This window comes from Rhizobium leguminosarum bv. trifolii WSM2297, assembly GCF_000271845.1.
Genome location: NZ_JH719395.1, coordinates 3,720,859 through 3,734,278, shown reverse-complemented (window position 1 = coordinate 3,734,278; position 13,420 = coordinate 3,720,859). Strand labels below are relative to the sequence as shown.

12 protein-coding genes are annotated in these 13,420 nt (G+C 61.9%); 8 read left to right on the top strand and 4 right to left on the bottom strand.

What is annotated here, in order from left to right:
- Window positions 1-60: 60 nt before the first annotated feature.
- From infB to RLEG4DRAFT_RS33160, 7 genes are all read left to right on the top strand, one after another.
- Window positions 61-2,820, top strand: a complete 2,760-nt coding sequence (gene infB / locus RLEG4DRAFT_RS33190) for a translation initiation factor IF-2 (RefSeq protein WP_003583400.1) — start codon at window positions 61-63, stop codon at window positions 2,818-2,820.
- A 154-nt stretch (window positions 2,821-2,974) separates the two neighbouring features.
- Window positions 2,975-3,379 (top strand): 30S ribosome-binding factor RbfA, encoded by a 405-nt coding sequence (rbfA, locus tag RLEG4DRAFT_RS33185; protein ID WP_003583399.1) that lies wholly within the window; start codon window positions 2,975-2,977, stop codon window positions 3,377-3,379.
- A gap of 13 nt (window positions 3,380-3,392) precedes the next feature.
- A complete protein-coding gene (truB, locus tag RLEG4DRAFT_RS33180; RefSeq protein ID WP_003583398.1) occupies window positions 3,393-4,325 on the top strand; it encodes a tRNA pseudouridine(55) synthase TruB in 933 nt (310 codons plus the stop codon).
- A gap of 78 nt (window positions 4,326-4,403) precedes the next feature.
- On the top strand, window positions 4,404-5,255 hold the full coding sequence (locus RLEG4DRAFT_RS33175) for an alpha/beta fold hydrolase (RefSeq protein ID WP_003583397.1): 852 nt from the start codon (window positions 4,404-4,406) through the stop codon (window positions 5,253-5,255).
- A 151-nt stretch (window positions 5,256-5,406) separates the two neighbouring features.
- Window positions 5,407-5,676: a 30S ribosomal protein S15 gene (gene rpsO, locus RLEG4DRAFT_RS33170; RefSeq protein WP_003571238.1), complete on the top strand. Its 270-nt coding sequence runs from the start codon at window positions 5,407-5,409 to the stop codon at window positions 5,674-5,676.
- Between the two features lie 353 nt (window positions 5,677-6,029).
- On the top strand, window positions 6,030-8,168 hold the full coding sequence (pnp, locus tag RLEG4DRAFT_RS33165; protein ID WP_003583396.1) for a polyribonucleotide nucleotidyltransferase: 2,139 nt from the start codon (window positions 6,030-6,032) through the stop codon (window positions 8,166-8,168).
- 130 nt (window positions 8,169-8,298) lie between these two features.
- The gene (locus tag RLEG4DRAFT_RS33160; protein WP_003583394.1) at window positions 8,299-9,315 is read left to right on the top strand and encodes a class I SAM-dependent methyltransferase; all 1,017 of its coding nucleotides are present in this window, start codon (window positions 8,299-8,301) and stop codon (window positions 9,313-9,315) included.
- A 90-nt stretch (window positions 9,316-9,405) separates the two neighbouring features.
- Here the strand turns inward: RLEG4DRAFT_RS33160 and fabI are convergent, their stop codons facing one another.
- Genes fabI through fabA form a run of 3 tightly spaced genes read right to left on the bottom strand, consistent with a single transcriptional unit; the run spans window position 9,406 to window position 12,008 of the window.
- Window positions 9,406-10,212, bottom strand: a complete 807-nt coding sequence (gene fabI, locus RLEG4DRAFT_RS33155; RefSeq protein WP_003583393.1) for an enoyl-ACP reductase FabI — start codon at window positions 10,210-10,212, stop codon at window positions 9,406-9,408.
- Between the two features lie 4 nt (window positions 10,213-10,216).
- Window positions 10,217-11,449 carry a beta-ketoacyl-ACP synthase I gene (gene fabB / locus RLEG4DRAFT_RS33150; protein WP_003583392.1) on the bottom strand — a complete coding sequence of 411 codons (1,233 nt, stop codon included), beginning with the start codon at window positions 11,447-11,449 and terminating at the stop codon, window positions 10,217-10,219.
- A 43-nt stretch (window positions 11,450-11,492) separates the two neighbouring features.
- Window positions 11,493-12,008 carry a 3-hydroxyacyl-[acyl-carrier-protein] dehydratase FabA gene (gene fabA, locus RLEG4DRAFT_RS33145; RefSeq protein ID WP_003583390.1) on the bottom strand — a complete coding sequence of 172 codons (516 nt, stop codon included), beginning with the start codon at window positions 12,006-12,008 and terminating at the stop codon, window positions 11,493-11,495.
- 301 nt (window positions 12,009-12,309) lie between these two features.
- Here fabA and irrA point away from each other — a divergent pair, with 301 nt between their 5' ends.
- Window positions 12,310-12,729, top strand: coding sequence for an iron response transcriptional regulator IrrA (gene irrA, locus RLEG4DRAFT_RS33140; protein ID WP_003555773.1), 420 nt, complete (start codon window positions 12,310-12,312; stop codon window positions 12,727-12,729).
- Window positions 12,730-12,738: 9 nt separating this feature from the next.
- Here the strand turns inward: irrA and RLEG4DRAFT_RS33135 are convergent, their stop codons facing one another.
- Window positions 12,739-13,374, bottom strand: a complete 636-nt coding sequence (locus RLEG4DRAFT_RS33135; RefSeq protein WP_003583389.1) for a trimeric intracellular cation channel family protein — start codon at window positions 13,372-13,374, stop codon at window positions 12,739-12,741.
- Window positions 13,375-13,420: the final 46 nt, after the last annotated feature.

Genomic DNA, 13,420 nt, shown 5'->3' with positions numbered 1-13,420 from the left:
AAGTATTGAACGACAGGGTCTGATCTAGTCATCGCTCCCTGTCCGAAGGAACGGGAACGAATGACCGATAGTAACGACGACAAGACAATCAGCGTGACGGGCAAAAAGACGCTTACCCTGAAACCATCGGGGATGAGCCAGGGCACCGTTCGCCAGGATATGGGTCGAGGTCGCACCAAGGCGGTCGTCGTCGAGACCCGTAAGCGGCGCCCGATGCGCCCGGAAGACGAAAAGCCGATCACGCCAGCCGCTCCGGTGGCCCCCGTCCGTGCAGCCGAACCGGCGCCCGCACCCGTGCAGGCACGCCCGCAACAGCCGACGCCGGCACCGCGGGTTCAGCAGAGCAATAACGGCCAGATGAACCAGCGTCCGCAGCAGTCCCATCAGGCGCCGCGCCAGAACGATCGTCCGCGTCCGGTGGTGCTGAACCATCTGTCGCCTGAGGAAATGGACGCCCGCCGCCGCGCGTTGGCCGACGCCCAGGCGCGTGACGCCCAGGATGCGATCCGCAGGGCCGAGGATGAAAAGCGCCGTGCCGCCGAAGAGATTGTCCGTAAGGCAGCCGAAGCCGAAGAAGCTGCCCGCAGGGCCGCCGAAGAGGCTATCCGGCAGGCTGAGGCACCCGTCGCTGTTGCCGAACCAGTAGCCGCAGCCCCGGCTCCGGCCGAAGCACGCTCCGACGCCCCGCGGCCGCAGCAACCCGCTTCGTCGGCACCTGCTGCGCGCCGGCCCGATGCAGCCGGAGCACCGGCTGCCGCCCGTCCGGCAGCGGGCGCTGCTGCCCCCGGCGCCGTTCGCGGCCGTCGCGACGAAAAGGAAGAAGATGATCGTGGCGGCGCAGCACGCGGCGCTCCGGTCCGTGGCCGTGTCGTTCGCCCGGAACCGGCAAAGCCGGTCACCACCCGTCCGAAGACCGATGAAGAACGCCGTCGCGGCAAGCTGACGATCTCCACTGCCAATGTCGACGGCGAGGACAATGCTCGCGGCCGTTCGCTCTCGGCGATGCGCCGCCGGCAGGAGAAGTTCCGCCGCGGCCAGATGCAGGAAACCCGCGAGAAGATCTCCCGTGAAGTGGTTCTGCCCGAGACCATCACCATTCAGGAACTGTCGCAGCGCATGTCCGAACGCGCCGTCGACGTCATCAAGTACCTGATGAAAGAAGGCCAGATGATGAAGCCGGGCGACGTCATCGACGCCGACCTCGCCGAACTCATCGCCGGCGAATTCGGCCATACGGTCAGACGCGTGTCGGAATCCGACGTCGAACTCGGCATCTTCAACGTGTCCGACGAGGATGGCGAACTGGTTTCGCGTCCGCCTGTCGTCACCATCATGGGCCATGTCGACCACGGCAAGACCTCGCTGCTCGACGCCATCCGCCATGCCAACGTGGTCTCCGGCGAAGCCGGTGGCATCACCCAGCATATCGGCGCCTATCAGGTGGAGCAGAGCGGCCAGAAGATCACCTTCATCGATACGCCCGGCCACGCCGCCTTCACGGCCATGCGTGCCCGCGGTGCGCAGGCAACCGATATCGCCATCCTGGTCGTCGCAGCCGACGACAGCGTGATGCCGCAGACGATCGAATCGATCAACCACGCCAAGGCGGCCGGTGTTCCGATCATCGTTGCGATCAACAAGGTCGACAAGCACGAAGCGGATCCGCAAAAGGTCCGCAACCAGCTGCTGCAGCACGAAGTCTTCGTGGAATCCATGGGCGGTGAAGTGCTCGACGTCGAGGTTTCGGCCAAAACCGGCAAGAACCTCGACAAGCTGCTCGAGGCAATCCTGCTGCAGGCGGAAATTCTCGACCTCAAGGCCAATCCGAACCGGACGGCCGAAGGCACGGTCATCGAAGCCCAGCTCGATCGTGGCCGCGGTTCGGTCGCGACCGTGCTCGTCCAGAAGGGCACGCTGCGTCCGGGCCAGATCATCGTTGCCGGCGACGTCTGGGGCCGCGTGCGCGCCCTCGTCACCGACAAGGGCGACCATGTGAAGGAAGCAGGTCCGGCAACCCCGGTTGAGGTTCTCGGCCTTTCCGGCACGCCGCAGGCGGGTGACAAATTCGCCGTCGTCGAAAGCGAAAGCCGCGCCCGCGAAATCTCGGAATATCGCCAGCGTCTTGCCCGCGACAAGGCGGCTGCCCGCCAGTCGGGACAGCGCGGTTCGCTGGAACAGATGATGATGCAGCGCCAGAGCGCCGGCATCAAGGAGTTCCCGCTGGTCATCAAGGGTGACGTGCAGGGCTCGATCGAAGCGATCGCCGGCGCCCTCGAGAAGCTCGGCACCGACGAAGTCCGCGCCCGCATCGTCCATTCGGGCGCCGGCGGCATCACCGAGTCGGATATCTCGCTCGCCGAAGCGTCGAACGCCGCCATCATCGGCTTCAACGTTCGTGCCAATACGCAGGCACGCCAGTTCGCCGAGCGCGAAGGCATCGAAATCCGCTACTACAACATCATCTACGACCTGGTGGATGACGTGAAGGCAGCGATGTCGGGTCTGTTGTCTCCGGAACGGCGCGAAACCTTCATCGGCAATGCCGAAATCCTCGAGGTGTTCAACATCACCAAGGTCGGCAAGGTCGCAGGCTGCCGTGTCGTCGAAGGCAAGGTCGAACGTGGTGCGGGCGTCCGCCTCATCCGCAACGATGTCGTCGTTCACGAAGGCAAGCTCAAGACCCTCAAGCGCTTCAAGGACGAAGTCTCCGAAGTGCCGATGGGCCAGGAATGCGGCATGGCCTTCGAAAACTACGAGGATATGCGCGCCGGCGACGTCATCGAGTGCTTCCGCGTCGAACATATCACGCGCACGCTCTGATCTGCTGCGCCTGAGCAAGACATTCCAAAAGCCATTCGCCAGCCGGCGGATGGCTTTTGGGTATCTGCCGACTTGACCTTTTCGGCCAAAAGAGTCATGGACGCACTCCTTTGACGGGTTCGATTCCCAGCCGCATCGGCAAATAGAGATAACAATGACCAGAGCAACTTCTTCCGCGCCTTCGCAGCGCATGCTGCGCGTTGGCGAACAGGTTCGCGCCGCTCTCACCCAGGTCCTGCAGCGCGGCGAAGTGCGCGACGACGTCATCGAAGCGACCGTGATTTCGATCTCGGAAGTACGCATGTCGCCCGACCTCAAGATCGCCACGGCTTACGTGACGCCGCTCGGCGTTTCCGACCACAGCGTCGTCATCGAGGCTTTGAACCGTCATGCGCGGTTTATCCGCGGCAGGCTCGGGCAGCAGCTTCGGCAGATGAAATATATGCCGGAGGTGCGCTTCCGCGACGATACCAGCTTCGACAACTACAAGAAAATCGACGAGCTGCTGCGTTCGCCCGAGGTGAGCCGCGACCTCGACGGCGATAATGACGAACAATAACCAGAAGAGACGCATGTCCAAACCACGCAAACCCAAGGGCCGGCCGATTTCCGGCTGGCTGATCCTCGACAAGCCGGTGGATTTCGGCTCGACGGAAGCCGTTTCCAAGATCAAGTGGCTCTATAAGGCGCAGAAGGCCGGTCATGCCGGAACGCTCGATCCGCTCGCCTCCGGCATGCTGCCGATCGCGCTAGGCGATGCGACGAAGACCGTCCCCTATGTGATGGACGGCCGCAAGATCTATGAATTCACCGTCAGCTGGGGCGAAGAACGGGCGACCGACGATCTCGAGGGCGAGGTGACCGAAAGCTCGGACAAGCGCCCCAGCGAACAGCAGATCCGCGATATCCTGCCTGGATATATCGGCACCATCAGCCAGGTGCCGCCGCAGTTTTCGGCGATCAAGATATCGGGTGAACGCGCCTATGACCTGGCGCGCGAAGGCGAAGTTGTCGAAATCCCCTCTCGCGAAGTCGAAATCTTCCGGCTGACATTGCTGGCCTGCCCGGATGCCGATACCGCGCATTTCGAAGTGGAATGCGGCAAGGGCACCTATGTCAGGGCGCTCGCGCGCGATTTCGGCCGGGAGCTCGGCTGCTACGGCCATGTGTCCGGGCTGCGGCGCACGTTTGTCGCGCCCTTTTCGGAAGAGGCCATGGTGCCGCTTGCCAATCTCGTGGCGCTGGAGGCGATCGAAGATATGGACGAGCGGCTTGCAGCCCTCGACGCGCTGCTGATCGACACCTGCGAGGCGCTATCGGCCCTGCCCCATCTCGTCATCAATGACGACCAGGCGCACCGGCTGAAGATGGGCAATCCGATCCTCGTGCGCGGCCGCGATGCACCGGTCGCCGAAAGCGAAGCCTATGCGACGGCTCGCGGCCGGCTGATTGCGATCGGTGAGATCGGCCAGGGCGAGTTTCGCCCGAAGCGGGTTTTTGGCTAAGTCTGTACAGCTGACGATTGTCAGACGGTAACGATGCGATATCTTTCTTTCGGGCGATTGCCGCCCGAGGGGAAGAATATGCGCGTAACCGCTATCGGAATCCTGACGTTCTTTTCACTGTTGCTGACCGTTGCCGGCGCTCAATCCGCCGAGCGCTGGGGCGAGCTTCCGGCCTTTCCTCCGATGCCGGCGGCGAAGACAAGCGGCATGGCCGATGTCAACGACATCAAGATGTATTACGCCGAATATGGGGAAGGCGAACCGATCCTCTTCATCCACGGCGGGCTTGGCAATGCCGACGTCTGGGGTCATCAGGCCGCCGATTTCGCCAAAGACCACCTGGTCATCGTTGCCGACAGCCGCGGCCATGGACGTTCGACGCGCAGCCAGCAGCCCTTCGGCTATGACCTGATGACATCAGATTATGTCGCACTTCTCGACTATCTGAAGATCGACAAGGTGACGCTTGTCGGATGGTCGGACGGCGGCATCATCGGCATCGACATGGCGATGAAACATCCGGAAAAACTGACCCGCGTCATTGCCCAGGCAGCCAACGTCACAACAGACGGCGTCAAAGAGGACGTCATGAACAACAAGACCTTCAACGACTATATCAACGTCGCCGGCGAGCAGTACCGCAAACTATCGCCGACGCCGAACGAATACGAGACCTTCGTCAAGCAGGTCTCCGCGATGTGGGCGACACAGCCGGCCTGGACGGCCGCCGATCTTGCCAAGATCTCGGTGCCGATCACGCTTGCCATCGGCGATCATGATGAAGCCGTAAAGCTCGACCATACGGAAATGATGGCAAAGCAGATCCCGGGCGCCAAACTCGTCATCCTGAAAGATGTCAGCCATTTCGCCATGTTGCAGGATCCTGCAGCCTACGACGGGATGATCCGGGGCGCCATGGCGGGCCGTTGACGCCGCCAGGGACGACCCCTCTTTCCATCGATCCATAATTGGTTTATAGGCAGCGCCAGCATCGGGTACGCCCGTTTGCATTCACGGCCAAAGCTGGACGGCATCCCGGCTTTTGGCGACCCTTATTTCCTCTCTTAGAAAGGATCACCCGATGTCGATCACTGCTGAGCGCAAGTCTGCGCTGATCAAGGAATACGCAACCGTTGAAGGCGATACCGGTTCTCCGGAAGTCCAGGTCGCGATCCTGACCGAACGCATCAACAACCTGACCGAACACTTCAAGGACCACAAGAAGGATAACCATTCCCGCCGTGGCCTGTTGACGATGGTTTCGAGCCGCCGCTCGCTTCTTGATTATCTCAAGAAGAAGGATGAAGGCCGTTATTCCAAGCTGATCTCCAGCCTGGGTATCCGCCGCTAAGATTGTCCGGCGGGCGCTTTCCGAGCGCCCGCCGGATCCTGTTTCGGGACACGGTTCCCGATGAAATATTCCAGCCGCGCCCTATTCTCCAAGCGGTGGAAAGATCGGCGGACCCGGATGGGCCGGTTCTGCCAAACCAACCGTTGACCTGTCATGGGGCAGGATTGCCGGATGCTTTCGGCCAAGGCTTCTTGAGGCTTTGGCCCAGTTTCCCGGGAACTGGGTTCCCTGGAGGAAACTGAGATAAAAGCCTCTCGTTGTCTTGCCCGTGATGCGTCACATTGTTTGCGGTCGACTGTGCGCTGCGCCTTGATATCGGCGATGGCGCGTGCTCCCGCACTGAAGGACAAGTCATGTTTGATACACACACAGTCGAAATCGAGTGGGCCGGCCGCCCGCTGAAGCTCGAAACCGGCAAGATCGCCCGCCAGGCCGACGGCGCCGTTCTCGCCACCTACGGCGAAACCGTCGTTCTCGCCACCGTCGTTTCGGCCAAGGCGCCGAAGCCCGGCCAGGACTTCTTTCCGCTCACCGTCAACTACCAGGAAAAGACCTACGCAGCCGGCAAGATTCCCGGCGGCTATTTCAAGCGCGAAGGACGTCCGAGCGAGAACGAGACCCTCGTTTCCCGCCTGATCGACCGCCCGATCCGCCCGCTCTTCCCGGAAGGCTACAAGAACGACACCCAGGTCGTCGTTACCGTCATCCAGCACGACCTTGAAAACAATCCCGATATCCTGTCGATGGTTGCCACCTCGGCAGCACTGACGCTCTCCGGCGTTCCCTTCATGGGCCCGGTCGGCGGTGCGCGCGTCGGCTACATCAACGGCGAATATGTTCTCAACCCGCATCTCGACGAGATGGACGAATCGAGCCTCGACCTCGTCGTCGCCGGCACCTACGACGCCGTGCTGATGGTTGAATCGGAAGCCAAGGAACTCAACGAAGAAGTCATGCTCGGCGCCGTCATGTTCGGGCACAAGGGTTTCCAGCCGGTTCTCGACGCGATCATCAAGCTCGCCGAAGTGGCTGCCAAGGAGCCCCGCGATTTCCAGCCGGAGGATTACTCCGAGCTCGAAGCGGAAATGTTGAAGCATTTCGAAGCTGAACTGCGCGAAGGCTACAAGATCACCCAGAAGGCCGATCGCTACGCAGCCGTCGACGCCGTCAAGGCAAAGGTCAAGGCTCACTTCTTCCCTGAAGGCGTCGAACCGAAGTACACTGCCGAAGTCATCGGCGCTGTCTTCAAGCACTTGCAGGCGAAGATCGTTCGCTGGAACATCCTCGACACCAAGAGCCGCATTGACGGCCGCGACCTCGAAACCGTCCGTCCGATCGTTTCGGAAGTCGGCCTTCTGCCGCGCACCCATGGTTCGGCGCTGTTCACCCGCGGTGAAACCCAGGCGATCGTCGTTGCCACGCTCGGCACCGGCGAAGACGAGCAGTATGTCGACAGCCTGACGGGCATGTACAAGGAGCGCTTCCTGCTCCATTACAACTTCCCTCCCTACTCGGTTGGCGAAACTGGCCGCATGGGCTCCCCGGGCCGTCGCGAAATCGGCCACGGCAAGCTCGCATGGCGGGCGATCCGTCCGATGCTGCCGACGGTAGAGCAGTTCCCCTACACGCTGCGCGTCGTCTCCGAGATCACCGAGTCGAACGGCTCGTCCTCGATGGCAACCGTCTGCGGCACCTCGCTCGCTCTGATGGACGCCGGCGTTCCGCTGGCAAAGCCGGTCGCGGGTATCGCCATGGGTCTGATCCTGGAAGGCGATCGCTTCGCCGTCCTCTCCGACATTCTCGGTGACGAAGACCATCTCGGCGACATGGACTTCAAGGTTGCAGGCACCGCCGACGGCATCACCTCGCTGCAGATGGACATCAAGATCGCCGGCATCACCGAGGAGATCATGAAGGTCGCGCTCGGCCAGGCCCAGGGCGGTCGCGCTCACATTCTCGGCGAAATGTCCAAGGCCATTACCGAAAGCCGTGGCCAGCTCGGCGAATTCGCTCCGCGCATCGAAGTCATGAACATCCCGGTCGACAAGATCCGTGAAGTCATCGGCTCCGGCGGCAAGGTCATTCGCGAAATCGTCGAAAAGACCGGCGCGAAGATCAACATCGAGGACGACGGCACCGTCAAGATCGCCTCCTCTTCCGGCAAGGAAATCGAAGCGGCCCGCAAGTGGATCCACTCGATCGTCGCCGAGCCTGAAATCGGCCAGATCTACGAAGGCACCGTTGTCAAGACCGCCGATTTCGGCGCCTTCGTCAACTTCTTCGGCGCCCGCGACGGTCTCGTCCACATCTCGCAGCTTGCTTCCGAGCGTGTTGCCAAGACCCAGGACGTCGTCAAGGAAGGCGACAAGGTCTGGGTCAAGCTGCTCGGCTTCGACGAACGCGGCAAGGTTCGCCTGTCGATGAAGGTCGTCGACCAGGCCACCGGCCAGGAGATCCCGAACGAGAAGAAGAAGGAAGAAGCGGCCGAATAAGCCGCGTCTCCCTGATTTAATTCCGGGCGCGGGAATCTTCCGCGCCCTTTTTGTATCCTGGTTTTGCGCATGTCGTGGTCGCAAAACCGCTGCATATTTTTGCGCGACATGCTTTAACGAGACGAGACCCATGAGCCGTGAGACGCTGAAGACCCTGTTCCATCCCTTTGCCAGCGGCACAGTCGAGGCGCCCGGCGAGGGCGAGCGCGTGCTCTTCCTCGGCGCCGAGGCGGGCTTTGCGCTGCCTGAAGGTTTTGCCGCCTCGCTCAGCGCTGTCCAGGGCTTCAGGCCGCTCTATCGGCAGCTGCTGGCGCAGCGGATCGAAGCAAAGCCGGAAATCGACGGCGAGGACTATGATGTCGCCCTGGTGCTCTGCACCAAGCACAAGGGCGAGAACGAGGCCAATCTCGCCGCGGCAATCGCCCGAACGCAGGTCGGCGGCCTGATCGTCGTCGCCGGCGCCAAGGAAGACGGCGTCCAGCCGCTGCGCAAGCGGCTCGAAGGTTTCGGTCTCGCGATCGACCATATGCCGAAATATCACGGTGTCGCCTTCTGGTTCGGCCGGCCGGCCGATGCCGGCGACATCGTCTCCAAGCTGGCCAAGGCGCCGGTGCGCGTCGACGGCCGATTCAATGCCACCGCCGGCATGTTCTCGCATGATCGGATCGATGCCGGATCGGAACTGCTCGCCTCGCGCCTGCCGCAGGATTTTACCGGCGACGTTGCCGATTTCGGCGCCGGATGGGGTTATCTCTCCGTCGAGCTGGCCCAGAAGTCGCGCGGACTGACCCGCCTCGACCTCTACGAGGCCGATCACGCGGCTCTGGAGGCAGCAAGGGATAATCTGGCGGAAAACTGCCCGAACGCGCCGGCGCGCTTCTTCTGGCACGATCTGGCGGGCGAGCCGGTCAAGGACAAATACGATCTCGTCATCATGAACCCTCCGTTCCACGAAGGACACGCCGCCGAGCCGGCGCTCGGCCAGGCGATGATCAAGACAGCCGCATCCGCGCTTCGTGGCGGCGGCCGCCTGATGCTGGTCGCCAATCGCGGCCTGCCCTACGAGCCGGTTCTGGCCGCTAATTTCAGGGAAAGCGGCGAAACCTGCCGCAACGCCCGCTTCAAGGTGCTCTGGGCGAAGAAATAAGGTTCAGCTCGAAGCGTTCTCTCTCATCGATCAAAACAAAAGGCCGTGCGCATCATCTGCGCACGGCCTTTTGTTTGGTGGGAACAGCGTTTATTCCACGTCCGCTCTGCGCAGCGTGTCCAGTGTCGGCATGGAGGTGACGTTGAAGCCGGCGTCGACGAAGTGGATTTCGCCGGTGACGCCGGCGGAAAGGTCGGAGAGCAGGTAAAGGGCGGAGTTGCCAACCTGATCGATAGTCACGGTCTTGCGCAGCGGCGCATTACGCTGGTTCCAGGAGAGGATGGCGCGCGCGTCCGAGATGCCGGCGCCGGCGAGCGTGCGGATCGGGCCGGCCGAGATGGCGTTGACGCGAATGCCGCGCGGACCGTAGTCGGCGGCGAGATAACGCACCGAAGCCTCGAGCGCAGCCTTGGCGACGCCCATGACGTTGTAATTCGGGATGACGCGCGTCGAACCATTATAGGTCAGCGTCAGCATCGCACCGCCGTCTTCCATCAACGGCGCGCAGCGCTTGGCGATCTCGGTGAAGGAGAAACAGGAGATGACCATGGTGCGGCTGAAATTCTCACGCGTCGTATCGGCGTAGAGACCTTTCAGCTCGTTCTTGTCGGAGAAACCGATGGCGTGGACGATGAAATCCAGCTTGCCCCAGCGCTGCTCGATCGCATCGACCAAGGCATCGACCGAGGCGACGTCCTCGACGTCGCAGGGCATCACGAAATCCGACCCGACTTCGGCAGCAAGCGGCTTGACGCGCTTGCCGAGCGCATCGCCCTGATAGGTGAAGGCGAGATCCGCCCCCTGTGCGGCAAGAGCTTTTGAAATTCCCCAGGCGATCGAGTGGTTGTTGGCGACACCCATGATGAGGCCGCGCTTACCCTGCATGATTCCAGTCATTTTATTATCCGTTATAGCGCTGGAAGACGAGCGTGGCGTTCGTCCCGCCGAAGCCGAAGGAGTTGGAGAGGGCGATATCGATCTTCGCATCGTCGATACGCTTGCGCACGATCGGCACGCCTTCGAATTCGGGATCGAGCTCGTTGATATGGGCGCTTTCGCCGATGAAGCCTTGCTGCATCATCAGCAGGGAATAGATCGATTCCTGCACGCCGGCCGCGCCGAGCGAATGGCCGGTCAGCGACTTGGTCGATTGGATATGCGGGATCTTGGAGCCGAACACCTCGCGGATGGCGCCGATTTCCTTGCTGTCGCCGACCGGCGTCGAGGTGCCGTGGGTGTTGACGTAATCGACGTCGCCTTTGACGGTGGCGAGCGCCTGGCGCATGCAGCGGATGGCGCCCTCGCCCGAGGGGGCGACCATGTCGTAACCATCAGACGTTGCGCCGTAGCCGACGATTTCGGCATAGATCTTGGCGCCGCGGGCCTTGGCGCGCTCCAGCTCCTCGAGCACCAGCACGCCGGCGCCGCCGGCGATGACGAAACCGTCGCGGTTGACGTCATAGGCGCGCGAAGCGCTGTCCGGCGTGTCGTTGTACTTGGAGGACATGGCGCCCATGGCGTCGAAGAGGTTGGACATCGTCCAGTCGAGATCTTCATGGCCGCCGGCAAACATCACGTCCTGCTTGCCCCACTGGATCATCTCGGCGGCGTTGCCGATGCAATGGGCCGAGGTCGAGCAGGCCGATGAGATCGAATAATTGACGCCGTGGATCTTGAACCAGGTGGCAAGCGTGGCCGATGCGGTCGAGGACATCGCCTTCGGCACGGCAAAGGGGCCGATGCGCTTGGGGCTGTTGTTCTTGACGGTGATGTCGGCCGCCTCGATCAGCGTGCGGGTGGACGGGCCGCCGGAGCCCATGATGATGCCTGTGCGCTCGTTCTGGGCATAGTCCTTCTCGTCCAGGCCGGAATCGGCGAGTGCCTGCTTCATGGCCACATGGTTCCAGGCGCCGCCCTGCGACAGGAAGCGCATGGCCCGACGATCGACCAGTTCGGCCAACTCCGCCGCGCCGAGCTTGGGGCTGCCCCAAACCTGGCACTTGAAGCCGTGCTCGGCGAAATCGTTGGAGAAGGAAATACCCGACTTTGCCTGCCGCAAGGATTCGGTGACTTCGGCGGCGTCGTTCCCGATCGAGGACACAACACCCAGACCCGTGACAACTACCCGTCTCATCTGATCAAACCTTTTTGTTTCGTGAACCGCTTGAGATGCGGTTTCAGGCCGTCTTGTCTTTCGAGAGACCGACGCGAAGGTCGGCCGCCTGGTATATGGTCTCGCCATCGGCCTTCAGCCAGCCGTCGGCCGTGCCGAGGACCAGGCGGCCGCGCATGACACGCTTGAAGTCGATGCCATATTCGATCAGCTTCGTATGCGGCTTGACCATGCCCTTGAATTTCACTTCGCCTGTCGACAGCGCCATGCCGCGGCCTTCCTCGCCGAGCCAGCCGAGGAAGAAGCCGGTCAGCTGCCACATGCCGTCAAGGCCGAGGCAGCCCGGCATGATCGGATTGCCTTCGAAATGGCAGGGAAAATACCAGTCGTCGCGACGGACGTCGTATTCGGCCCTGAGGTAACCCTTGTCGAAGGTCCCGCCGGTTTCGGAAATATCGGTGATGCGGTGAACCATCAGCATCGGCGGCAGGGGAAGCTGCGCATTGCCGGGTCCGAACAGCTCGCCATGTGCGCAGGCGATGAGTTCGTCGTACGAGAAGCTGGACTGTCTGGTCGTCATAAAGTTTCTTTTTCCCCCCGCGTGAAGCCGATGGATGTCAACGTGTAGTCCAAGTTCTTCAGAAAATGAAGCACGAGCAAGGCAGCTTCATTCATCGTCCCGGACCAGGCTTACGCCATTATTTGGTGGTCGAATACAGGAAGGCCAGGGCCGCGACCAGACCTATTTACGCCAAAAGCCCGTTTTTGCCGCGTTTATCAGGCTCTTGTCCCCATTGAACTATTGAAAGGCTGCGGTGCAAAAGTTATACCGCTTGAAGAAACATGATTGCTTTATGCAGGAATAACCGGAGTTGGTCTTGATGACGGGTGCACTCCCGATCGCCATAGAGGTCAGGCTGCGCGGCGCGGGCCTGCGCCCCACCCGCCAGCGTGTCGCGCTCGGCGACCTCCTGTTTGCCAAGGGCGACCGGCATTTGACGGTCGAGGAATTGCATGAGGAGGCGGTTGCCGCCGGCGTGCCGGTGTCACTGGCAACCGTCTATAACACGCTGCATCAGTTCACCGAAGCCGGCCTCATCCGCGTTCTCGCCGTCGAGAGTGCCAAGACCTATTTCGACACCAATGTTTCCGACCATCACCATTTCTTCGTCGAAGGCGAAAACGAGGTGCTCGACATTCCCGTCAGCAATCTGACGATCGCCAATCTGCCCGAACCGCCTGAAGGCATGGAGATCGCCCATGTCGACGTGGTGATCCGCCTGCGGGCGAAGCAGGGCTGACGACACGGCTCACATGACATCGTCGGGATGCCGGCCGGGCTTGTGCCTGTAAGTCGGGAAGGTCCAGCCGAACCACAGAGCGCCGCCGCGCACCGCAAAGGCCGCCACGACGCCACAGGCAGACGCCAGATAGAGCGGCATTCCGAGCCCATTGGCGAGCGTGAACACGCCGGCGCCGATCAGGGCGGCGGTCACGTAGATTTCCGGCCGCAACAGCACCGAGGGCTCGTTTGCCATCAGATCGCGCAGAATGCCGCCAAAGGTCGCCGTCAGCGTACCGGTGACGATCGCGATGGTTGGTGAGCCGGTGGCGGCGAGCCCCTTGGCGGCACCGAGCACGCAATAGGCAGCAAGGCCGATCGCATCCAGCCAGATCAGCAGGCGATAGCGCGATTCCAGCAGGTGGGCGGTGAAGAAAACGACGACGCCCACGATGCAGCAGACGAGGATGTAGGCGGGGTTCAGCACCCAGAAGACCGGCACGCGGCCGAGCACGATATCGCGCACGGTGCCGCCGCCCGTTCCCGTCACCATGGCGAAAAACAGAAAACCGATCAGGTCCAACTGCTTGCGCGAGGCAGCGAGCGCGCCTGTCGCGGCAAACAGCGCAATGCCGGCATAATCGAGATAGACGAGCAGAGACATGCGGACCCCGGAACCGCCGAATATTTCACCAAAAAACACGGCGGCA

What these genes read in the sequence shown, in the direction of transcription:
- infB (WP_003583400.1), top strand. Translation starts at nt 61, where the DNA reads ATGACCGATAGTAACGACGACAAGACAATCAGCGTGACGGGCAAAAAG.
- rbfA (WP_003583399.1), top strand. Translation starts at nt 2,975, where the DNA reads ATGACCAGAGCAACTTCTTCCGCGCCTTCGCAGCGCATGCTGCGCGTT.
- truB (WP_003583398.1), top strand. Translation starts at nt 3,393, where the DNA reads ATGTCCAAACCACGCAAACCCAAGGGCCGGCCGATTTCCGGCTGGCTG.
- RLEG4DRAFT_RS33175 (WP_003583397.1), top strand. Translation starts at nt 4,404, where the DNA reads ATGCGCGTAACCGCTATCGGAATCCTGACGTTCTTTTCACTGTTGCTG.
- rpsO (WP_003571238.1), top strand. Translation starts at nt 5,407, where the DNA reads ATGTCGATCACTGCTGAGCGCAAGTCTGCGCTGATCAAGGAATACGCA.
- pnp (WP_003583396.1), top strand. Translation starts at nt 6,030, where the DNA reads ATGTTTGATACACACACAGTCGAAATCGAGTGGGCCGGCCGCCCGCTG.
- RLEG4DRAFT_RS33160 (WP_003583394.1), top strand. Translation starts at nt 8,299, where the DNA reads ATGAGCCGTGAGACGCTGAAGACCCTGTTCCATCCCTTTGCCAGCGGC.
- fabI (WP_003583393.1), bottom strand. Translation starts at nt 10,212, where the DNA reads ATGACTGGAATCATGCAGGGTAAGCGCGGCCTCATCATGGGTGTCGCC.
- fabB (WP_003583392.1), bottom strand. Translation starts at nt 11,449, where the DNA reads ATGAGACGGGTAGTTGTCACGGGTCTGGGTGTTGTGTCCTCGATCGGG.
- fabA (WP_003583390.1), bottom strand. Translation starts at nt 12,008, where the DNA reads ATGACGACCAGACAGTCCAGCTTCTCGTACGACGAACTCATCGCCTGC.
- irrA (WP_003555773.1), top strand. Translation starts at nt 12,310, where the DNA reads ATGACGGGTGCACTCCCGATCGCCATAGAGGTCAGGCTGCGCGGCGCG.
- RLEG4DRAFT_RS33135 (WP_003583389.1), bottom strand. Translation starts at nt 13,374, where the DNA reads ATGTCTCTGCTCGTCTATCTCGATTATGCCGGCATTGCGCTGTTTGCC.